This is a genomic window from Mesorhizobium sp. HAY1-8B (assembly GCF_056868045.1).
Genome location: NZ_CP200321.1, coordinates 3,884,509 through 3,903,596 on the forward strand (window position 1 = coordinate 3,884,509; position 19,088 = coordinate 3,903,596).

A 19,088-nucleotide genomic window follows, 5' to 3' on the forward strand; every position below is an offset into this window, starting at 1 on the left:
CGCGGCCACCTCGATCCGGCCTCGCGATCATTGCCTAAGCCTTTAGGTTAATTATCCTTGCTCGGGTGACCGTTCGTTAAGCCTCTTTCGAAACCTGTTACCGGTAAGCTCTTGTTAGCCCTAGCGTTTAAGTCGAATTTTATGAGTATTCGATAGTGTCGCGATCAAGGTGAAAAACAAAAAATCACCAGGGCGACAAACGAGAGGCAAAGACAATGATCAATTCGCGTCCGGCGGCGAAGACCGCCAACGTTTCCGACGATCGCCGCGAGGCTATCCGTTCCCTTTACATGGAATCGCTGCAGCTCGTCGAGCGGCTGCACCGCCGTCTGCTTGACGTGATCAAGGATGAATTCGACCGCAATGGCCGTTCCGACATCAATGCCATCCAGGCACTGCTGCTCTTCAACATCGGCAATTCCGAGCTGACCGCCGGCGAGCTGCGCTCGCGTGGCTACTATCTCGGCTCGAACGTGTCCTACAATCTGAAGAAGCTGGTCGATCTCGGCTTCATCAACCACCAGCGTTCGCGCATCGACCGCCGTTCGGTCCGCGTCTCGCTGACCCCGAAGGGCAACGAGGTGGCCGACGTCGTCGCCGGTCTCTATGAGCGCCATGTCGGCTCGATCGAGCAGGTCGGCGGCATCAACACCGACGAGTTCAAGCAGATGAACCGCGCGTTGCAGCGGCTCGACCGCTTCTGGAACGACACGATCGCATATCGGATGTAAGACGCCGCATCAGATCTGGCCCGCGCCACAGAAGCGCGGCCGAAATGGCGACCTCCAGTCAGGGCCGGTGCCGAAAAGCATCGGTCCCTTTCTTTTCGGGGCGCCGGCCCGACCGATTTGGGCGCAAGGCCACGTTGCCGCCATATTCCAGTGGAACCGAGGGTGGCAGTGATGCTGTCGTGAAGACCATGCGTCCACCCGCAACCGTATCGCGCCTCGTGCGTCTCTCGCCAACGTGATACGGGCCATGGTTGGCTAATTGTTAAGATTGCCAATTTTAGAGTGCGGGCGAGATCGCCCTATGATCGACGCAGCAAGTAATCGAACCGCTACCTATGTCTGGAACATCCATGAGAACCAGCCGCCGCCTTTTCCTTTCCGGAGCCTCGTTGCTCGCCGCCGCCATGGTGGCCGGCCGTGCGAGCGCGCAGGATGTGATCGGAGATATCCTGAAATCCTCGGCCCGCGGCAATTGGGACGACCAGTTCGACGCCCGCGCCAGCGAAGGTGGCAAAGTGGCTTCGACGCTGCCGATCTTCAGCCCGCAGACCGTTGCGTTCACGGAGCAGGCGGTCGCGCAATATCAGAACATTGTCGGGCAGGGCGGCTGGGTAGAGGTCCCCGCGACCAAGAAGCTGCAACTCGGCGTCGATGATCCCGATGTCGTGCCGCTGCGCAAGCGGCTCATGGTCGCTGGCGACCTTTCGCAGAGCGCCGGTATTTCGACGGCCTTCGATTCCTATGTCGACTCGGCGGTCAAGCGCTTCCAGCTGCGCCACGGCCTGCCCGCCGACGGCTCGATGGGCAAATACACTTATGCGGCGATGAACGTTTCGGCGCAGGTCCGGCTTGGCCAGTTGCAGACCAATCTGCAGCGGCTGAAGGAGAAGGCCGGCACGCTAGGCAGCCGCTATGTGCTGGTCGACATTCCGGCGGCGCAGGTCGAAGCGGTAGAGAACGACCGCGTCGTGCTTCGCCACACGGCAATCGTCGGCAAGATCGATCGCCAGACACCGATCGTCAATTCCAAGATCAACGAGATCATCGTCAACCCGTACTGGAACGCGCCGGTCTCGATCGTGCGCAAGGACATCATTCCGCTGATGCGGAAGGATCCCGACTATTTGAAGAACAGCCATATCCGCCTGTTCGCGCCGGACGGCAGCGAAGTCGATCCGATGAACGTCGATTGGTCGACCGATGATGCCGCCAAATACCGGTTCCGCCAGGATCCCGGTTCGGAAAACGCCATGGCCTCGGTCAAGATCAACTTCCCGAGCCCGGACGGCGTCTACATGCACGACACGCCCCAGCAGAGCTTGTTCGGCAAGATGATGCGCTTCGACTCCTCGGGCTGCGTGCGCGTCCAGAACGTGCGCGATCTCGTAACCTGGATCCTGCGCGACACGCCCGGCTGGGACCGTCAGCATTTCGAGGCGGCGATCAAGACCGGCCAGAACACGCCGATCCAGGTCACCAACCCGGTTCCGGTGCACTTCCTCTATCTCTCGGCATGGTCGACCGGACCCGGGGTGGTTCAGTTCCGCGACGACGTCTACGCGCTGGACGGCGCCAGCGAGTTGCAGATTACATCTTCGCTGTAAGGCTTTGATATTCATAACGAAAAGCCGCCGTCAGGCGGCTTTTTTGTTTGGCGAAAACGTCGTTAAATCAAGCGCTGGTTCACCAGCCGCGCCACCGCTTGCGCGCGATTGACGGCGCCGAGCTTGCGCCTGGCATTGTCGACATGGAAGCGCACGGTCGCTTCGGCAATGCCGAGAATGACCGAGATTTCCCAATCCGTTTTGCCTTCGGCGACAAGCGCCAGGGCATCACGCTCGCGCACCGTCAGCCGAACGATGGCGGCGGGCGGTGGCGTCGTCAGGTTCATCAGCCGTTCCGTCAGCACGAGACCGGCCATCTGGATGGCAAAACTCTCTTCTGCCGTGAATTCACGCTCGTGGAAGCCGAGATGCAGCGAGGCTATGGCGCCATCGGCGCCGTAGGAGGTGGAACACAGCGCATCATTGATCCCAGCCTCGCCGAGCGCTTCCCAATAGACGCCGAACTGTGGGCGGTCGCGCGGAGCGAAGTCGGAGAACCGGTAGCGCGTGCGGCTTTCGCGGATCGCGCCCAGCAGCGGGTTGCACTCGAAGCACACATAGTCGAACGCAGGGCTGCCTGGCCAGTCCGCCGGTGCCAGCCGGGTGATGAAGCCGCCGGCCGCCCAATGGCTGGCCGACGTCAGCGTCGCCGCCGGCCTTCGATAGAGGCGGGTCTGCAGATAGGAAGCGCCGAAGGTTTCCATCGCCGCGAAATAAGCGATGCTTGCATCCTCGGCTGTTTCCGACGCCAGGGCCGGTTCGGCATGTGCCATGATCCGCGACAGCATAGATCGAACCCCCGCTCGCCAGCCGTGGTGCACGGTGGCACAACCGCATATGACCCGCAAGGCTGCCACCTGGCGCAAGCCATCTGTCAACCTCGCGCTATCGGGAGGTTGATGCGGGAATATACTCGCTTATCCAGGAAAGGAGCGGCGCTGGCTTTCGTCATCCACGTCTGGATGTCTGGACATCGGCGCCCCGCATACGCACGTCGACCGCGGGGAGCTGGCGTGCGGCCGGCCACCTGGTGCCCCTAGGCAGCCTCGCGTTGACGCCAGGTGCCGGCTTTTTCTTACATTACCGGCATGCTTGCCCATGCGGTCGGCTCGCTCATGCCCTGAACTCGGCCCGGCCGTCGCCGCGCCGGCGCTGTCTGGACGCGAGGTCGACGATTGCGCATGGTTCGCGAAACAGCCGGAATCGCACCATGCAAGCCGCCATCTTTGTCCTCGTCGTACTCGTTTTCGTCGCCGTTTCCGGCGCGCTGGTGCGGCTGGTGCGGGTGCCGCTGCCGATCCTGCAGATTGCGATGGGCGCCGCGCTCGCATGGCCGGTGCGCGGCATCCATATCGAGATCGATCCGGAACTGTTCCTGCTGGTGTTCATTCCACCGCTGCTGTTCAGTGACGCTTTTGGCGCGCCCAAACGCGAGCTGATGGCATTGCGCGGACCCATCCTCGACCTTGCCATCGGCCTCGTCTTCTTCACCATTGTCGGCTTCGGCTATGCCTTGCACTGGCTTGTGCCGAGCATTCCGCTGGTCGTTGCCTTCGCGCTCGCGGCAGTCCTGTCGCCCACCGATGCGGTGGCCGTCTCCTCGATCGTCGACAGGAGCGTGGTCCCGGCGCGGCTGATGCACATTCTCGAGGGCGAGTCTCTGCTCAACGATGCGTCGGGCCTGGTCATGTTCCGCTTTGCCGTCGCGGCGGCATTGACCGGCAGTTTTTCCTTCGCCGAGGCGTCGCTGAGTTTCGTCTACGCCGTGGCGGTCGGCATCCTGGCTGGCGTGGCGGCATTGTTCGTCGCCGCCAAGGCGCTGCAACTCTTGAACCGCATCGGCGGTGTGCCGGCCGAGGCGCAGGTGCTGATCACTATCCTGCTTCCCTTCGTCGCCTATCTCGGCGCCGAGCACTTCGAGGCTTCGGGCATCCTGGCCGCGGTGACCGCCGGTCTGTTGACGGGGAGCACCGGCATATTCCGTTTCCTTGGCGTCTCGGCGCGCATGCAGACGATCTCGCTCTGGACGACATTTTCCTTCGTCTTCAACGGCGCGCTGTTCATCGTGCTCGGCCTGCAGCTTCCCGAAATCATCCGCAAGGTGCCACCGGAACTAGCCGGCAACTATCCACTCATTCAGCCGGTGCTGACCGTGATGGCGCTGACCTTGTGCCTGATCGCGCTCCGTTTCGTCTGGATCTGGATTGGCGACATCATGGCGGGGCTTGCGGCTCGGCTTGGCAAACGCAAGGCCGAGCCATTCGGCCTACGCGTGCGGCTCGCCGGGTCGGTGGCCGGCGTGCGTGGCGCCATTACGCTGGCCGGCATATTGTCGCTGCCGCTGGCCCTGCAGGACGGCTCGCCGTTTCCCGCGCGGGACCTTGTCATCTTTCTCGCCGCCGGCGTCATCATCTGCTCCCTGGCGATCGCCGGCCTGGCCTTGCCCGTCATCGCGCGCGGACTGGTCGAGCCCGGTGAAGACGCAGGCGCCGCCGAGGAACGCATGGCGCGTGTCGGCGCGGCGAAGGCCGCGATCGCCCACCTTGAAAGCATCGCGCAGACCGATGAAGAGGAGGGCGATGTGCCGGGCGTCAGGCTCGCCGCCGCCAACGGGATTGTCGCTTCCTACCGGCGGCGCATCGCGGCGGCCGACGAGGCCGATGAAGCGCGCGCCGAGATGCGCGAGGCAGGGAGGCTGGAGATCGATCTGAGGCTCGCCGGCATCGCCGCCGAGCGCGACGCCTTGCGCGCCATGCTTCGCCGTGGCGTGATCAACGATCACACCGCGCGGGCGTTGCTCACCGAGATCACGCTTACCGAAGCTCTTCTGGACGGCAGGCAGTCACGAAAATAGGGCCTGCGATTCCCAAGGGCCATGGATTTGCAACCTCTGCCGCAAACCGGCCAGCAAATTTCGCGCTGCAAACGTGGCGGGTCGAAAACAACTGTGTTAATGGCGCGGCAATGCGTGTCGCCCAAAAGTGTGCAGCGGTTTTGGGGCAACGGCATGCATGAACAAATTGCCCCCGAACCGAGGATTTCAGGCCATGGCAACAGCAGCGGCAGCGTCGAACAAATTCGAATCCTTCTTCGAAACCACGCTGGAAGACGCCGATCCGGAGATTTTCGGCGCCATCCGCAACGAACTCGGTCGCCAGCGCCACGAGATCGAGCTGATCGCTTCGGAAAACATCGTCTCGCGCGCGGTGCTCGAGGCGCAAGGGTCGATCATGACCAACAAATATGCCGAAGGCTATCCGGGCAAGCGCTATTACGGCGGCTGCCAGTTCGTTGACGTGGCCGAGGAACTGGCCATCGAGCGGGCGAAGAAGCTGTTCGGATGCAATTTCGCCAACGTCCAGCCGAATTCCGGCAGCCAGATGAACCAGGCGGTGTTCCTGGCGCTGCTGCAGCCCGGCGACACCTTTATGGGCCTTGATCTCAATTCCGGTGGCCATCTTACCCATGGCTCGCCTGTGAACATGAGCGGCAAATGGTTCAAGGTCGTCTCCTATGGCGTGCGCAAGGACGACCATCTGCTCGACATGGACGCGATCGAGAAGACCGCGCATGAGACCAAGCCGAAGCTGATCCTGGCCGGCGGCACCGCCTATTCGCGCATCTGGGACTGGAAGCGTTTCCGCGAGATCGCTGACGCGGTCGGCGCCTATCTGATGGTCGACATGGCGCACATTGCCGGCCTCGTGGCCGGCGGCGTGCACCCGTCGCCGCTGCCGCACGCGCATGTGGTGACGACCACCACGCACAAGTCGCTACGGGGCCCGCGCGGCGGCATGATCCTGTGCAATGACGAGGACATTGCCAAGAAGATGAACTCGGCGGTGTTCCCCGGCCTGCAGGGCGGCCCGCTGATGCATGTCATCGCGGCAAAGGCGGTGGCCTTTGGCGAGGCGCTGAAGCCGAGCTTCAAGGTCTATGCCGAGAGCGTGGCCGCCAATGCCAAGGCGCTGGCTTCGAGCCTCAAGGAGACCGGTCTCGACATCGTTTCCGGTGGCACCGACAACCATCTGATGCTGGTCGATTTGCGCCCCAAGAACGCCACCGGCAAGCGCGCCGAGGCAGCTCTTGGCCGTGCCAACATCACCTGCAACAAGAATGGCATTCCCTTCGATCCGGAAAAGCCCTTCGTCACCTCCGGCGTTCGCCTCGGCACCCCGGCCGGCACAACGCGCGGCTTCGGCCAAGCCGAATTCCGCGAGATCGGCAAGCTGATCGCTGAAGTGCTGGATGGTCTCAAGGTCGCCAATTCCGACGAGGGCAATGCCGCGGTCGAGGCGGCGGTCAAGGCCAAGGTCGTGGCGCTGACCGATCGTTTCCCGCTCTATCCTTATCTCGGTTGATCATCCTTATCTCGATTGACCGGGCGCGAAGCGTCATCTCTTATTCGCCGGCGGTGCGTCGCCCCTGATCGGGTGACGCATGGAACTGGAGACTTGATGATGCGCAATTTTCGTCTCGCCCCGCTCGGCGTTGTCGGCTGGCTGGCCCTTTGCGGGTCCGCCCTGGCGCAGACACAGGCCGCCCCGGAGACGCCGGTTACCAACACCTTCGGCAAATGGACGACCATCGTCGATGTGCTCGACACCGGCCAGGATGCGAGCAAGACCTGTGCGGCTTCGACGGCGTTCTTCGATGCGAACGGCAATTCGGGCACGCTGACCTTGTCGATCTCGACCGGCGATGCGCTGCCGCCCGATGCCTATCCGGCCATCATGCTCACTGTCGACAACAAGGAGCTGCCGACCGGCAAGAAGATCGCGGCGACGTTCGGCGATCCCGGTGTCAAGGTTTCGGCGACGGTCTATTCCAACGATGCCGTCATCGGCCGCCCGAGCTGGACGGTCGACAATCAGGCCAAGACCAGTCTCGCGCTGCTGCGTGCCATGCGCCAGGTTGTCTCGCTCGACGTGACTTTCGGCAAGCAGGCTGTCGCCAGTATCCCGATGGACGGCTTCACCAAGGCCTACCGCAACCTGGGCACGTCCTGCGGCTTTCCCACCAAGGACGTCGCGCCGTGACGGGAGAGCCGGATGCGCAATAGGGATTGCGGATGGACATTGCCTGGAAGGGCATGGTCGGTGGGCCGGTGACGCCGCCGACCGTCTGGGCATCCAGACGGGCAATATCCTGCCGCTGGCGCCGATCTTTGCCGTCATTGCCTTGCTCGCCGTCGGCGCGACGCCTGCCTTGCAGGCATGAAGACAATTCCCGCCTATCTTGCCTTCGTTGGCGCCTGCTGGCTGTTTATCGGCAAGGTCGACTATCGCCTGGCCGTCGCCGGCGGCATTGCCGTCTGGCTGGTTGCCCGCTGGCAATCTTCCTCGCGCCTCGCTATCTCTGAAGAAACGGAACTGCTTCAATCCCGCCCAGAAAGGCTCTAAGCCTTTCGCCTCACCACATTCGCGAACCCAAGGCTTTTCATGCGCTGTCCTTATTGTCAGTCCGAAGATACGCAGGTGAAGGATTCGCGCCCCGCCGAGGACGGCGCGGCGATCCGCAGGCGGCGTGTCTGCCCCGATTGCGGCGGACGTTTCACCACATTCGAGCGCGTGCAGTTGCGCGATCTGGTCGTGGTCAAGAAGTCAGGCCGGAAAGTGCCGTTCGACCGCGACAAGCTGCTGCGCTCGGTCGAGATCGCGGTACGCAAACGCAATGTCGATCCCGAGCGCATCGACCGCGCGGTGACCGGTATCGTGCGCCAGCTCGAAAGCTCCGGCGAGACGGAAGTGGCTTCCGGCGAGATCGGCCGGCTGGTCATGGAGGCGTTGAAATCGCTCGACGACGTTGCCTATGTGCGCTTTGCCTCTGTCTACCGCAATTTCCGCGAGGCCAAGGATTTCCACGAGTTGCTGGGCGAACTGAAGGGCGACGAAGACAAGACTGAAGAGGACGCCGGCTGAGCATGGCAGCACCGCAACTGAGCGAGGCCGAACAAGCGGCCCTTGATCGCCGTTTCATGGCCGCGGCTCTGCGGCTTTCGCGCAGGAATGCGGGCAGGACCTCGACCAATCCTTCGGTCGGCACGATCATCGTGCGCGATGGCGGCGCGGGGCCGATGATAGTCGGCACCGGTGTCACCGCCGTCGGTGGCCGTCCGCATGCCGAGACCGAGGCGCTGGCCGAGGCCGGCGAACTCGCGCGTGGCGCCACGGCTTACGTCACTTTGGAACCCTGCGCCCACCACGGCCGTACGCCACCGTGCGCGAACGCGCTGGTCAATGCCGGCATTGCGCGCGTCGTCGGTGCTGCCAGCGATCCCGATCCGCGCGTCTCCGGCAAGGGCTATGCCATTCTGCGCGCCGCCGGTGTCGAGGTGGTGGAGAAGGTGCTGGCCACGGAAGCCGCCGAACAGATGGCGGGCTATCTGATTCGATCTCTGCGAAAACGCCCGGAAGTGACGCTGAAGCTTGCGCTTTCGAGCGACGGCAAGATCGGCAGGAAAGGCGCTGGCCAGGTTGCGATCACCGGCGAGATCGCGCGTCGCGACGTCTATCTGATGCGCGCGGAGTCGGACGCCATCCTGATCGGCATCGGCACGGCACTGGAAGACGATCCGGCGCTGACCGTGCGCTTGCCGGGTTTGGAAAACCGTTCGCCAGCGCGCATCATCCTCGATCGTCAGATCCGGCTCCCGGAAGCCTCGAAGCTGGTTTCCGGTGTCGACCGCGTGCCGCTCTATGTCGCTGCCTGTCTTGAGGCTGATCCGCACCGTCGCGCCGCGCTCGAACGCGCCGGCGTGCGCTTCATCGGCACCGAAACCCATGACGGCGTCGTCGCCCTGCCGGAACTGCTCGAAGACCTGGCGGCGCTCGGCATGGCAAGCGTGCTGGTCGAGGGCGGCGCCCAGGTCGCCAAGGCATTCCTGGACGAGGGCCTTGTCGACCGCATCGTGTTGTTCCAGGGACCGGAGGCGATTGGCGAGGATGGCATTGCATCGCCGGTCGATGCCGACCATATCCCGGCAGGCTTTCGCAAATTGCGAGAGATGCGCTTCGGCGAAGACAGCTACGCCGAGTGGGTAAGAGACCTCTAGAGCCGGATCCCGAAAAGTGGGACCCGATTTTCGGACAAGGTCATGGTCAAAACGGGAAGATAGCATCGATGTTCACCGGAATTGTCACCGATATCGGCACCGTTGCGGTCGTCAAGCCGCTCAGCGAAGGCGTCGGCCTGCGCATCGATACCGCCTATGACCCCGAAACCATCGCCATGGGCGCCTCGATTTCCTGCGGCGGCGTCTGCCTGACGGTCACGGCGCTGCCCGAACACGGCTCGAACGCGCGTTGGTTCGAGGTCGAGGCCTGGGAAGAGGCCTTGCGGCTGACCACGGCCTCGATCTGGAAACGCGGAACCAAGGTCAATCTCGAACGGGCGCTGAAGATCGGCGATGAACTCGGCGGCCACATCGTGTCGGGCCATGTCGACGGCACTGCCGAGATCATCGAGCGCAAGGACGAGGGCGACGCGGTGCGCTTCACGCTGGAGGCGCCGCGCCACCTGGCGAAATTCATCGCGCCAAAGGGCTCCGTCGCGCTCGACGGCACCTCGCTCACCGTCAACAAGGTGGAGGGCACCCGCTTCGACGTTCTGCTGATCCATCATTCGCTGACCGTCACCACCTGGGGCGAGCGCAAGGTCGGTGACCGCGTCAATCTCGAGATCGACACCATGGCCCGCTACGCGGCGCGGCTGGCGGAGGCGGCGAAAGAGGGGCTTTGAGTCCTGCCGGCCTGAAACTTGCCCGACTTAAGCCGCTGCCGGTGCCTCGTTGATGGAGTTGAAATGGACCAACAAGGCTTTGTCCGACTTGGTCCGGCTCCATGATTTTCTCGCGCCAGCAAATGGCCCGGCGGCCGCACGTGCCGTGCAGGCGCTTGCTGCCGCGCCTGCACGGTTGGTCGAGTATCCGCGCATCGGTGAGAGACTCGAAGAATTCGAGCCACGAGAAGTGCGCCGCATTTTGGTAGGCAGCTACGAAATGCGTTACGAGATACAGAACACGACAATCCTTGTGCTGCGCCCGTGGCATACGCGAGAGGGTCGATAGGCTCGACATGCCTCCAGCAATCTTCCGCTTGCGATCAATCCGGCTTCGGCCTAAGTCACCGGCAACCCCCCGGAGATTTCTATGGCAGGCACATCCCAACACGGCAAAGCCTTCATTCGTCCGAAGGCGAAGGCGCATCTGCTGATTGTCGAAGCGCGCTTCCACGACGACCTTGCCGACGCGCTGCTCGAAGGCGCGACAAGCGCGCTCGATGAAGCGGGCGCGACCTACGACGTCATCACCGTTCCAGGTTCGCTCGAGATTCCCGCGGTCATTACCTTCGCGCTGGACGGCGCGGCTGAAGGCGGCACGAGTTACGACGGCTTCGTTGCGCTCGGCACCGTCATTCGCGGCGACACCTATCATTTCGACATCGTCGCCAATGAATCCAGCCGCGCGCTGATGGACCTTTCCGTGCAGGACTCGGTCTGCATCGGCAACGGCATCCTGACCACCGAGAATGACGCGCAGGCGTGGACGCGGGCCAAGCGCTCGGAGGGTGACAAGGGCGGATTTGCCGCGCGTGCGGCGTTGACCATGATCGCCCTCAAGGAACGAATGGGAGCGCGATCGTGAGCGAACCCGATTCGCCCGGACAGCCCGCGATACGCCACGCCAACAAGCGCGGTGCTGCCCGCCTGGCTGCCGTCCAGGCGCTCTATCAGATGGATGTCGCCGGCAGCGGTGTCTTCGAGATCACCGCCGAATACGAGGCGTTCCGGCTTGGCAAGGAAGTCGACGGCGCGCTTTATCGCGAGGCGGATGCGCAATGGTTCCGCGCCATCCTGACCGGCGTCGTCGAGAACCAGAAGACCATCGATCCAGTCATCCGCCAGGCGCTGACCGATGATTGGCCGCTGTCTCGGCTCGATTCGACGCTGCGCGCCATTATGCGCGCCGGCGTCTATGAATTGATGAAGCGCGAAGACGTGCCGGTGGCGGTCATCGTTTCGGAATATGTCGACATCGCCAAGGCTTTTTACGAGGAAGACGAGCCGAAGCTGGTCAATGCCGTGCTCGACCGCGTGTCACGCCGGGTGCGCGGCGAGGGGCGCGGCAAGGACGCATCGTGACAGCCATCAACGTCGAGGTGGGAAAGGACGCGCGGCACACCGCTTTGATCCTCGCCGCCTCGCAGGCGATTATCGGCTCGGCGGCACCCATAGCCATCTCCATGGGCGCACTGGCCGGGCAATATCTGCTCGGCGCCGACAAGTCGCTGGCGACGGCGCCGATCACTGGCTTCAACCTTGGCGTGGCGCTCGGCGCCTTGCCGGCCGCGGCCATCATCCGCCGGCTGGGCCAGCGCGGCGGCTTCATGACCGGAACCGTCGTCACCGCGCTTGGCGGCCTGATCGCCACTCTGGCGCTTTTCCACGGCAGTTTCTGGCTGTTCGCGTTCGCGCTGCTCGTGATCGGCATTGGCGGTGCCTTCGTCCAGCAGTTCCGCTTCGCCGCCGCTGACAACGCGCCGCCGGAGTTCAAGGCGCGCGCCATCTCTTTCGTGCTGGCCGGCGGCATCGTCACCGCCATCCTTGGGCCGCAGATCGTCATCTTCACCCGTGAACTGTTCGCGCCGGTGATGTTTGCCGGGTCGTTCGCCGCTATCCTGCCGCTTGCCGCGGTTGGAGCCGTTATCCTGTCGTTTCTGCGCTTGCCGGCAAAGGCCGCTAGCAGGGTTGATGTTGCCGCCGGCGATGCCAGACCCCTGGCCGAAATCGTCACCAGGCCGCGCTTCGTCGCCGCACTGTTCTGCGCCGTCGGCTGCTATGCGCTGATGAGCTTCGTCATGACCGGCGCGCCGCTGGCCATGGTCGGCTGCGGCCTGTCGGAGAATGATGCGACGCTGGGCATTTCCTGGCACGTCATGGCGATGTTCGCGCCGAGCTTCTTCACCGGCTCGCTGATCCATCGGTTTGGCGCCGAGCGGATCGTCGCCACTGGCTTGCTGCTACTGATTGGCTGCGCAGCAGTAGCCTTGTCGGGCCTGGCGCTGTGGCAATTCTGGACGTCGCTTATCCTGCTCGGTCTCGGATGGAATTTCGGCTTCATCGGCGCCACCGCCATGGTCGCTGCCAGCTACCGGCCGTCGGAAAAGGGCAAGGTGCAGGGTTTTCACGACTTCGCCCTGTTCGGCTCAGTCGCCTGCGCGTCGCTGCTGTCGGGCATGGTCTACAATGCCTGGGGCTGGGAGATGCTGAATTGGATGATCTTTCCGGTCACCGTTCTGTGCTTTTTGGCACTTGGTACGTTGAAGCTGACGGGCCCGCGCAAATCCGACGCCTGAGCCTCGACTTGACGTGACATGATGCTGTCAGGATCGCTTCCGTCGAAGTCGCCGTTTCAGAACAAAATTATTGCGCTGATACCCACTCTTATGAAACCGTATACCCCGACGCCGCGTTTGGGCCATGCTCATATGCGGGCACCGTATTTCGGTTCATAGCAAGGGATTTTCACAATGTTTTCAACCAAGGCTCTGGCTGGCGCGGCGCTCGCGCTCGGCATCACGGCAGCTTCCGCCAGTGCCCAGGTGGTCGTCTCCTCGAAGATCGACACCGAGGGCGGCGTGCTCGGCAACATCATCCAGCTCGTTCTCAACGCCAACAACATCAAGACTACGGACCGCATCCAGCTGGGCGGCACGCCGGTGGTGCGCAAGGCGATCACCGCCGGCGAGATCGATATCTACCCCGAATACACCGGAAACGCCGCCTTCTTCTTCGAAAAGGCCGATGACCCAGTCTGGAAGGATGCCGCCAAGGCCTATGAGACGGCCAAGAAGCTCGACTATGACGCTAACAAGATCGTCTGGCTGTCGCCGGCGCCTGCCAACAACACATGGGCGATCGCGCTACGCAAGGAAGTGACGGACGAGAACAAGCTCGTCACCCTGTCGGACTTCGGCAAATACGTCGCCGGCGGCGGCAAGGTGGTGCTGGCGGCTTCCTCCGAGTTCGTCAATTCGGCTGCGGCCCTTCCGGCCTTCCAGACCACCTACGGCTTCACGCTGAAGCCGGACCAACTGATCACGCTCTCGGGCGGCGACACGGCGGCGACCATCGCCGCGGCAGCGAACCAGACCAGCGGCGCCAACGCTGCCATGGTCTATGGCACCGACGGCGGCATCGCGCCGTCCGGCCTGGTCGTGCTCGAGGACGACAAGGGCGTGCAGCCTGTCTACCAACCGGCCCCGATCATCCGCGAATCCGTGCTCAAGGAACATCCCGAGATCGAGACGCTGCTGAAGCCGGTCTTCGCCAAGCTCGATCTCGTCACGCTGCAGGAACTGAACGGCCGCGTGCAGGTCGGCGGTGAGCCGGTCAAGGGCGTCGCCGAGGACTTCCTGAAGAAGAACGGCTTTCTGAAGTAGGGCGATTCCGGCGCGCCGCATGCGTGGCGCGCCGGAACGACCGACGGGGGAGGGCGTGAATATCCGTTTCGACAAGCTCGGCGTGGTCATCGCCGCGATCGCCGCCTATGCGGCGTTCCTCGCCCCCTTCGCCACGTTCCGCGCCAACCGGATCGTTCCGGGTCAGGCGCGTTCGATTCTCGAGGCGCTGCCGGCAACCGCCGGGGCATTGCTTTTGGCTGTCGTGGTCGTCGCCGCGCTCATAGCACTTTTCAGGACACCGCTTGTGCTGCGCCTTGCCGCCGGCGTGGTCGCGCTTGCCGCGCTCGCGCTGCTCGTCGGCGTTGCCGGCACGTTCTTGACGCCGGCCGGCAACACCTTTGCCAGAGTGTCTCCGGCCTCCGGTTTCTGGATTCTCATCTTTGCCTTCACGCTCTTGCTGGCCGACGTGCTGACGCGCCTGAATTTGTCGCCCTCGGCACGTGTCGGTGTGCTGGTCGCCGCCGCTGTAGCGATCGGCCTGCTTCTGGTGTTGGGGGCCTGGAACGACCTTTCCATCCTCAAGGAATACGCCAACCGCGCCGACAGTTTCTGGGCCGAGGGCTCCAAGCACGTGACGCTGGCGCTTGGCTCGCTGGCCGCGGCAGTGATCGTCGGCCTGCCGCTCGGCATCCTCTGCCACCGTGTCGAAAAGCTGCGCGCCGGCGTGCTCAACGTGCTCAACATCATCCAGACCATTCCTTCGATCGCGCTGTTTGGCCTGCTGATCGCGCCGCTCGGCTGGGTCGCCGAGCATGTGCCGGGAGCTGCCGCGCTCGGCATTCGCGGCATCGGCACCGCACCTGCCTTCGTCGCCCTGTTCCTCTATTCGCTGCTGCCGGTGGTGGCCAACACGGTTGTCGGTCTCGCCGGCGTGCCGCGTGCCGCCAACGACGCCGCGCGCGGCATGGGCATGACGGACCGCCAGCGCCTGTTCGGCGTCGAATTTCCGCTGGCCTTTCCGGTGATCCTCACCGGCATCCGCATCGTGCTGGTGCAGAATATCGGCCTTGCCACCATCGCCGCGCTTATCGGTGGCGGCGGATTCGGTGTGTTCGTCTTCCAGGGCGTTGGCCAGACAGCGATGGACCTGGTGCTGCTTGGCGCGGTGCCGACGGTCGCGCTCGCCTTCGCCGCGGCCATCATCCTCGATGCGGTGATCGAAATGACCGCCACCAGGCGCAGGGTTGAAACGGCATGATCGAGATCGAAGGCATTACCAAGCGCTATGATGCGACCACCGTGGTCGACGACGTGTCGATGGTCATCGAGCCACGCACGGTTTGCGTCATTGTCGGCACCTCCGGCTCCGGCAAGACGACGTTGCTGCGCATGATCAACCGGCTGGTCGAGCCAACCGCCGGCATCATCAAGCTCGACGGCGCCGACAATCGTTCGGTGCCCGGCTACGAACTGCGCCGCAGCATCGGCTATGCCATCCAGGGCCATGGCCTGTTTCCGCATCGCACCGTGGCCCAGAACATCGCCACCGTGCCGGTGCTGCTCGGCTGGGACAAGGCCCGCATCAAGGCTCGCGTCGACGAGCTGATGACGCTCTACCAGCTCGATCCCGAGGCGTTCGGGCCGCGCTATCCGCACGAATTGTCGGGCGGCCAGCAGCAACGTGTCGGTGTGGCCCGGGCGCTCGCCGCCGAGCCCAACGTGCTTCTGATGGACGAACCGTTCGGCGCACTCGACCCGATCATCCGCACCAAGGCTCAGGAAGATCTGCTGGCGATCCAGAAGCGCTTCGGCACCACCATCATTCTTGTCACTCACGACATGGAAGAGGCCGTGCATCTGGGCGACAAGATCGCTGTCATGGATGCCGGCAAGCTCGTGCAATACGCCAAGCCCGCCGAGATCCTGGCAAACCCGGCCAGCAGCTTTGTCGAGACCCTGGTTGGCGCCAGCGAGAGGCCATTCAGGCTGTTGTCGCTCGGGCGGGTGCGTGACGCGGTGGAAAAGGGCACCGCCGATGGCGAGGCGATCCCCGGCGACGCAAGCCAGCGCGATGCGCTGGCCGAACTCCTGTGGTCGGGCCGGCCGGCGCTGCCGGTAAAAGGCGCCGACGGCAAACCGCTCGGCCGCGTCACGGTGGACGGGCTGGTCAAGCGCGCGGCGAGGCCGGCATGAAAGCCTGGCTGCCTCTGCTGCTGAGGCTTGCCCTGGTGGTGTTGCTGGTGGCCTTTGTCACCAGTCCAGGCTGGTTCGAGCCACTGCTCAAGCCTCTGACCGAAAACAACGCTCCCGCGATCTACAATCAAGGCAGCCTGCTGACGCTGACGCTGCTGCATTTGCGCACCGTGCTGATCGCCACCGTCGCCGCTACCATCGTTGCCGTGGCTCTGGCCATCCTCGTCACCAGGCCAGCCGGCGCCGAATTCCTGCCGCTGTCGCGCAGCCTGGTCAACATCGGCCAGACCTTTCCGCCGGTGGCTGTGCTGGCGCTCGCCGTGCCGGCTGTCGGCTTTGGCGAGAAGCCGACGCTGATCGCGCTGTTTCTCTATGGTCTGCTGCCGATCTTCGAGAATGCTCTGACCGGACTGACGACGCTGCCGGCCAATGTCATGGAGGCGGCGCGTGGCGCCGGCATGACCGGCTGGCAAAGGCTCACCAAGGTCGAACTGCCGCTGAGCGCGCCGATCATCCTGGGCGGCATCAGGCTGTCGGTGGTGATCAGCCTCGCCACGGCCACCATCGGCTCGACCGTGGCGGCCAAGACGCTGGGCGAGGTGATCATAGCCGGTTTGTTGTCCAACAACCTTGCCTTCATCCTGCAGGGTGGCCTGATCGTGGCGGCCCTTGCAGTGCTGATCTATGACGGTCTGTCGGCGGTCGAACGCTACACCGCACGCCGAATGGGCCGCGAGGCGGAATAGTCCCAGGCGGTGCTGTCGGAATGATTCCCTAGCGTCATTTCAATCGATCTAAATGAACGGCCCATGCGGGCATTGTGGTCGCGGCTTTGTCTTTTGGGCGAAAGCCGGGCAAAAACTGAACAATATCTTGACGTTCCGAGCCCTGTTTCGCATACACCGATGCGAAGAGGTGGATTCCGTGCGCGGATTCCGGTCTTTGTCTCAACGGCCCAGGGAGGGGTTCATTTGGGCCAACAATCGAGGAAAATTTGGCAATGACCATACTTTACGCCGTCATCGCCTGCGGTCTGCTTTCTGTCCTTTACGCTATCTGGGCGACACGATCGGTTCTCGCGTCCGATCAGGGCAATGCACGCATGCAGGAAATCTCCGCCGCCATCCGCGAAGGCGCGCAAGCCTATCTGGCGCGCCAGTACACCACCATCGCCATCGTCGGCGTGGTTGTGCTTTTGCTCGCCTGGTGGCTGCTTTCTATCACGGCCGCGATCGGCTTCCTGATCGGCGCCGTCCTGTCGGGCGCCGCCGGTTTCATCGGCATGCATGTTTCTGTGCGTGCCAATGTGCGCACCGCGCAAGCGGCTTCCAACAGCCTCGCCGCCGGTCTCGACATCGCCTTCAAGTCGGGCGCAATCACCGGCATGCTGGTGGCAGGCCTGGCATTGCTTGGCGTCTCGATCTACTACCTGATCCTGACCGGCCCCATGGGCCTGCAGCCCAATGACCGTATCGTCATCGACTCGCTGGTCTCGCTCGGCTTCGGAGCCTCGCTGATCTCGATCTTCGCCCGTCTCGGCGGCGGCATCTTCACCAAGGGGGCCGACGTCGGCGGCGATCTCGTCGGCAAGGTCGAAGCCGGCATCCCGGAAGATGATCCGCGCAACCCGGCCACCATCGCCGACAATGTCGGCGACAATGTCGGCGACTGCGCCGGCATGGCCGCCGACCTGTTCGAGACCTATGCGGTGACGGTCGTCGCCACCATGGTCCTCGGCGCCATCTTCTTCGGTGGCACCGCCGTTCTGCAGACTGCGATGCTCTATCCGCTCGCCATCTGCGGCGCCTGCATCCTGACCTCGATCGTCGGCACCTTCTTCGTCAAGCTTGGTTCCAACGGCTCGATCATGGGCGCGCTCTACAAGGGCCTGATCGTCACCGGCCTGCTGTCGATCGTCGGCCTCGCCGTCGCCACTTCGGCAACGCTCGGCTGGGGCGAGGTCGGCACTGTCGCCGGCATGATCATCACCGGCAAGAACCTGTTCATCTGCGGCCTCATCGGTCTCGTGGTGACGGGTTTGATCGTGGTGATCACCGAGTACTACACCGGCACCAACAAGCGCCCGGTCAACTCGATCGCCCAGGCTTCGGTCACCGGCCACGGCACCAACGTCATCCAGGGCCTCGCGGTTTCGCTGGAATCGACGGCGTTGCCGGCCATCGTCATCGTCGGCGGCATCATCTCGACCTACCAGCTCGCCGGCCTCTACGGCACGGCGATCGCGGTCACAACCATGCTCGGCCTTGCCGGCATGATCGTGGCGCTCGACGCCTTCGGCCCGGTCACCGACAATGCCGGCGGCATCGCCGAAATGGCGGGCCTGCCCAAGGAAGTGCGTCACTCCACCGACGCGCTCGACGCGGTCGGCAACACCACCAAGGCCGTGACCAAGGGTTATGCCATCGGCTCGGCCGGCCTCGGCGCATTGGTGCTGTTTGCCGCCTATTCGAACGACCTCAAGTTCTTTGCCGCCAATGGCGACAAATATCCCTACTTCCAGGGCATGGGTGAAATCTCCTTCGATCTCTCCAACCCTTATGTCGTCGCCGGCCTGATCTTCGGCGGCCTGATCCCGTATCTGTTCGGTGGCATCGCCATGACGGCCGTTGGCCGTGCGGCGGGCGCCATCGTCGAGGAGGTTCGCAAGCAGTTCCGCGAAGATCCGGGCATCATGGCAGGCACGTCCAAGCCGAACTATGCGCGTGCGGTCGACCTTCTGACCAAGGCGGCGATCCGGGAGATGATCATCCCGTCGCTGCTGCCGGTGCTGGCGCCGCTCGTCGTCTATTTCGGTGTGCTGCTGATCTCCGGTTCGAAAGCATCGGCCTTCGCGGCCCTCGGTGCCTCGCTGCTCGGCGTTATCGTCAACGGCCTGTTCGTCGCCATCTCGATGACCTCGGGCGGTGGTGCCTGGGACAATGCGAAGAAATCGTTCGAGGATGGGTTCACCGACAAGGACGGCGTCAAGCACCTCAAGGGCTCCGAGGCGCACAAGGCTTCGGTGACCGGCGACACGGTCGGCGATCCCTACAAGGACACCGCGGGCCCCGCGGTCAATCCGGCGATCAAGATCACCAACATCGTGGCCCTCCTGCTGCTGGCCGTGCTCGCGCACGGCTAACCGCGGGGTCCGTGGT

At 63.7% G+C, this 19,088-nt stretch carries 19 protein-coding genes; 18 read left to right on the top strand and 1 reads right to left on the bottom strand.

Annotated elements, in window-relative coordinates; all coding sequences use genetic code 11:
* Positions 1-215 precede the first annotated feature (215 nt).
* Positions 216-731: a transcriptional regulator LdtR gene (gene ldtR, locus AC1VON_RS18180; protein WP_013896002.1), complete on the top strand. Its 516-nt coding sequence runs from the start codon at positions 216-218 to the stop codon at positions 729-731.
* Between the two features lie 350 nt (positions 732-1,081).
* Positions 1,082-2,335, top strand: coding sequence for a L,D-transpeptidase family protein (locus AC1VON_RS18185; protein WP_172350910.1), 1,254 nt, complete (start codon positions 1,082-1,084; stop codon positions 2,333-2,335).
* 62 nt (positions 2,336-2,397) lie between these two features.
* Here AC1VON_RS18185 and AC1VON_RS18190 read toward each other — a convergent pair whose 3' ends face one another.
* Positions 2,398-3,123, bottom strand: a complete 726-nt coding sequence (locus tag AC1VON_RS18190) for a helix-turn-helix transcriptional regulator (RefSeq protein ID WP_172350909.1) — start codon at positions 3,121-3,123, stop codon at positions 2,398-2,400.
* Positions 3,124-3,545: 422 nt separating this feature from the next.
* On the opposite strand from AC1VON_RS18190, the gene AC1VON_RS18195 reads away from it, so the two are divergent.
* From AC1VON_RS18195 to AC1VON_RS18270, 16 genes are all read left to right on the top strand, one after another.
* Entirely contained in the window at positions 3,546-5,189 is a 1,644-nt protein-coding gene (locus AC1VON_RS18195) for a Na+/H+ antiporter (RefSeq protein ID WP_172350908.1), read from the top strand.
* Positions 5,190-5,382: 193 nt separating this feature from the next.
* Positions 5,383-6,696 (top strand): serine hydroxymethyltransferase, encoded by a 1,314-nt coding sequence (gene glyA / locus AC1VON_RS18200; protein ID WP_015318249.1) that lies wholly within the window; start codon positions 5,383-5,385, stop codon positions 6,694-6,696.
* A gap of 99 nt (positions 6,697-6,795) precedes the next feature.
* The gene (locus AC1VON_RS18205; RefSeq protein WP_483124406.1) at positions 6,796-7,374 is read left to right on the top strand and encodes an invasion associated locus B family protein; all 579 of its coding nucleotides are present in this window, start codon (positions 6,796-6,798) and stop codon (positions 7,372-7,374) included.
* A 177-nt stretch (positions 7,375-7,551) separates the two neighbouring features.
* Complete coding sequence (locus tag AC1VON_RS18210) at positions 7,552-7,737, top strand: hypothetical protein (RefSeq protein WP_246740699.1); 186 nt, start codon at positions 7,552-7,554, stop codon at positions 7,735-7,737.
* Between the two features lie 39 nt (positions 7,738-7,776).
* A complete protein-coding gene (nrdR, locus tag AC1VON_RS18215; RefSeq protein WP_172350906.1) occupies positions 7,777-8,256 on the top strand; it encodes a transcriptional regulator NrdR in 480 nt (159 codons plus the stop codon).
* A 2-nt stretch (positions 8,257-8,258) separates the two neighbouring features.
* Positions 8,259-9,389, top strand: a complete 1,131-nt coding sequence (ribD, locus tag AC1VON_RS18220) for a bifunctional diaminohydroxyphosphoribosylaminopyrimidine deaminase/5-amino-6-(5-phosphoribosylamino)uracil reductase RibD (RefSeq protein ID WP_483124407.1) — start codon at positions 8,259-8,261, stop codon at positions 9,387-9,389.
* Between the two features lie 68 nt (positions 9,390-9,457).
* A complete protein-coding gene (locus AC1VON_RS18225) occupies positions 9,458-10,075 on the top strand; it encodes a riboflavin synthase (protein ID WP_483124408.1) in 618 nt (205 codons plus the stop codon).
* 52 nt (positions 10,076-10,127) lie between these two features.
* Complete coding sequence (locus tag AC1VON_RS18230; protein WP_483124409.1) at positions 10,128-10,403, top strand: type II toxin-antitoxin system RelE/ParE family toxin; 276 nt, start codon at positions 10,128-10,130, stop codon at positions 10,401-10,403.
* Positions 10,404-10,484: 81 nt separating this feature from the next.
* Positions 10,485-10,979: a 6,7-dimethyl-8-ribityllumazine synthase gene (ribH, locus tag AC1VON_RS18235; RefSeq protein WP_483124410.1), complete on the top strand. Its 495-nt coding sequence runs from the start codon at positions 10,485-10,487 to the stop codon at positions 10,977-10,979.
* Entirely contained in the window at positions 10,976-11,476 is a 501-nt protein-coding gene (gene nusB, locus AC1VON_RS18240) for a transcription antitermination factor NusB (protein ID WP_172350902.1), read from the top strand. The genes ribH and nusB overlap by 4 nt, the downstream gene beginning before the upstream one ends.
* Positions 11,473-12,690 carry an MFS transporter gene (locus AC1VON_RS18245; RefSeq protein WP_172350901.1) on the top strand — a complete coding sequence of 406 codons (1,218 nt, stop codon included), beginning with the start codon at positions 11,473-11,475 and terminating at the stop codon, positions 12,688-12,690. The genes nusB and AC1VON_RS18245 overlap by 4 nt, the downstream gene beginning before the upstream one ends.
* A gap of 174 nt (positions 12,691-12,864) precedes the next feature.
* Positions 12,865-13,776 carry a glycine betaine ABC transporter substrate-binding protein OsmF gene (osmF, locus tag AC1VON_RS18250; RefSeq protein ID WP_172350900.1) on the top strand — a complete coding sequence of 304 codons (912 nt, stop codon included), beginning with the start codon at positions 12,865-12,867 and terminating at the stop codon, positions 13,774-13,776.
* 19 nt (positions 13,777-13,795) lie between these two features.
* The gene (locus tag AC1VON_RS18255; protein WP_483124411.1) at positions 13,796-14,995 is read left to right on the top strand and encodes an ABC transporter permease; all 1,200 of its coding nucleotides are present in this window, start codon (positions 13,796-13,798) and stop codon (positions 14,993-14,995) included.
* Positions 14,992-15,930: an ABC transporter ATP-binding protein gene (locus tag AC1VON_RS18260; RefSeq protein ID WP_140767916.1), complete on the top strand. Its 939-nt coding sequence runs from the start codon at positions 14,992-14,994 to the stop codon at positions 15,928-15,930. The genes AC1VON_RS18255 and AC1VON_RS18260 overlap by 4 nt, the downstream gene beginning before the upstream one ends.
* Positions 15,927-16,676 (top strand): ABC transporter permease, encoded by a 750-nt coding sequence (locus AC1VON_RS18265; RefSeq protein ID WP_056562481.1) that lies wholly within the window; start codon positions 15,927-15,929, stop codon positions 16,674-16,676. Before AC1VON_RS18260 ends, AC1VON_RS18265 begins: the two co-directional genes overlap by 4 nt.
* A gap of 254 nt (positions 16,677-16,930) precedes the next feature.
* Positions 16,931-19,072: a sodium-translocating pyrophosphatase gene (locus tag AC1VON_RS18270; RefSeq protein ID WP_172350896.1), complete on the top strand. Its 2,142-nt coding sequence runs from the start codon at positions 16,931-16,933 to the stop codon at positions 19,070-19,072.
* The last annotated feature ends 16 nt before the right edge of the window (positions 19,073-19,088 follow it).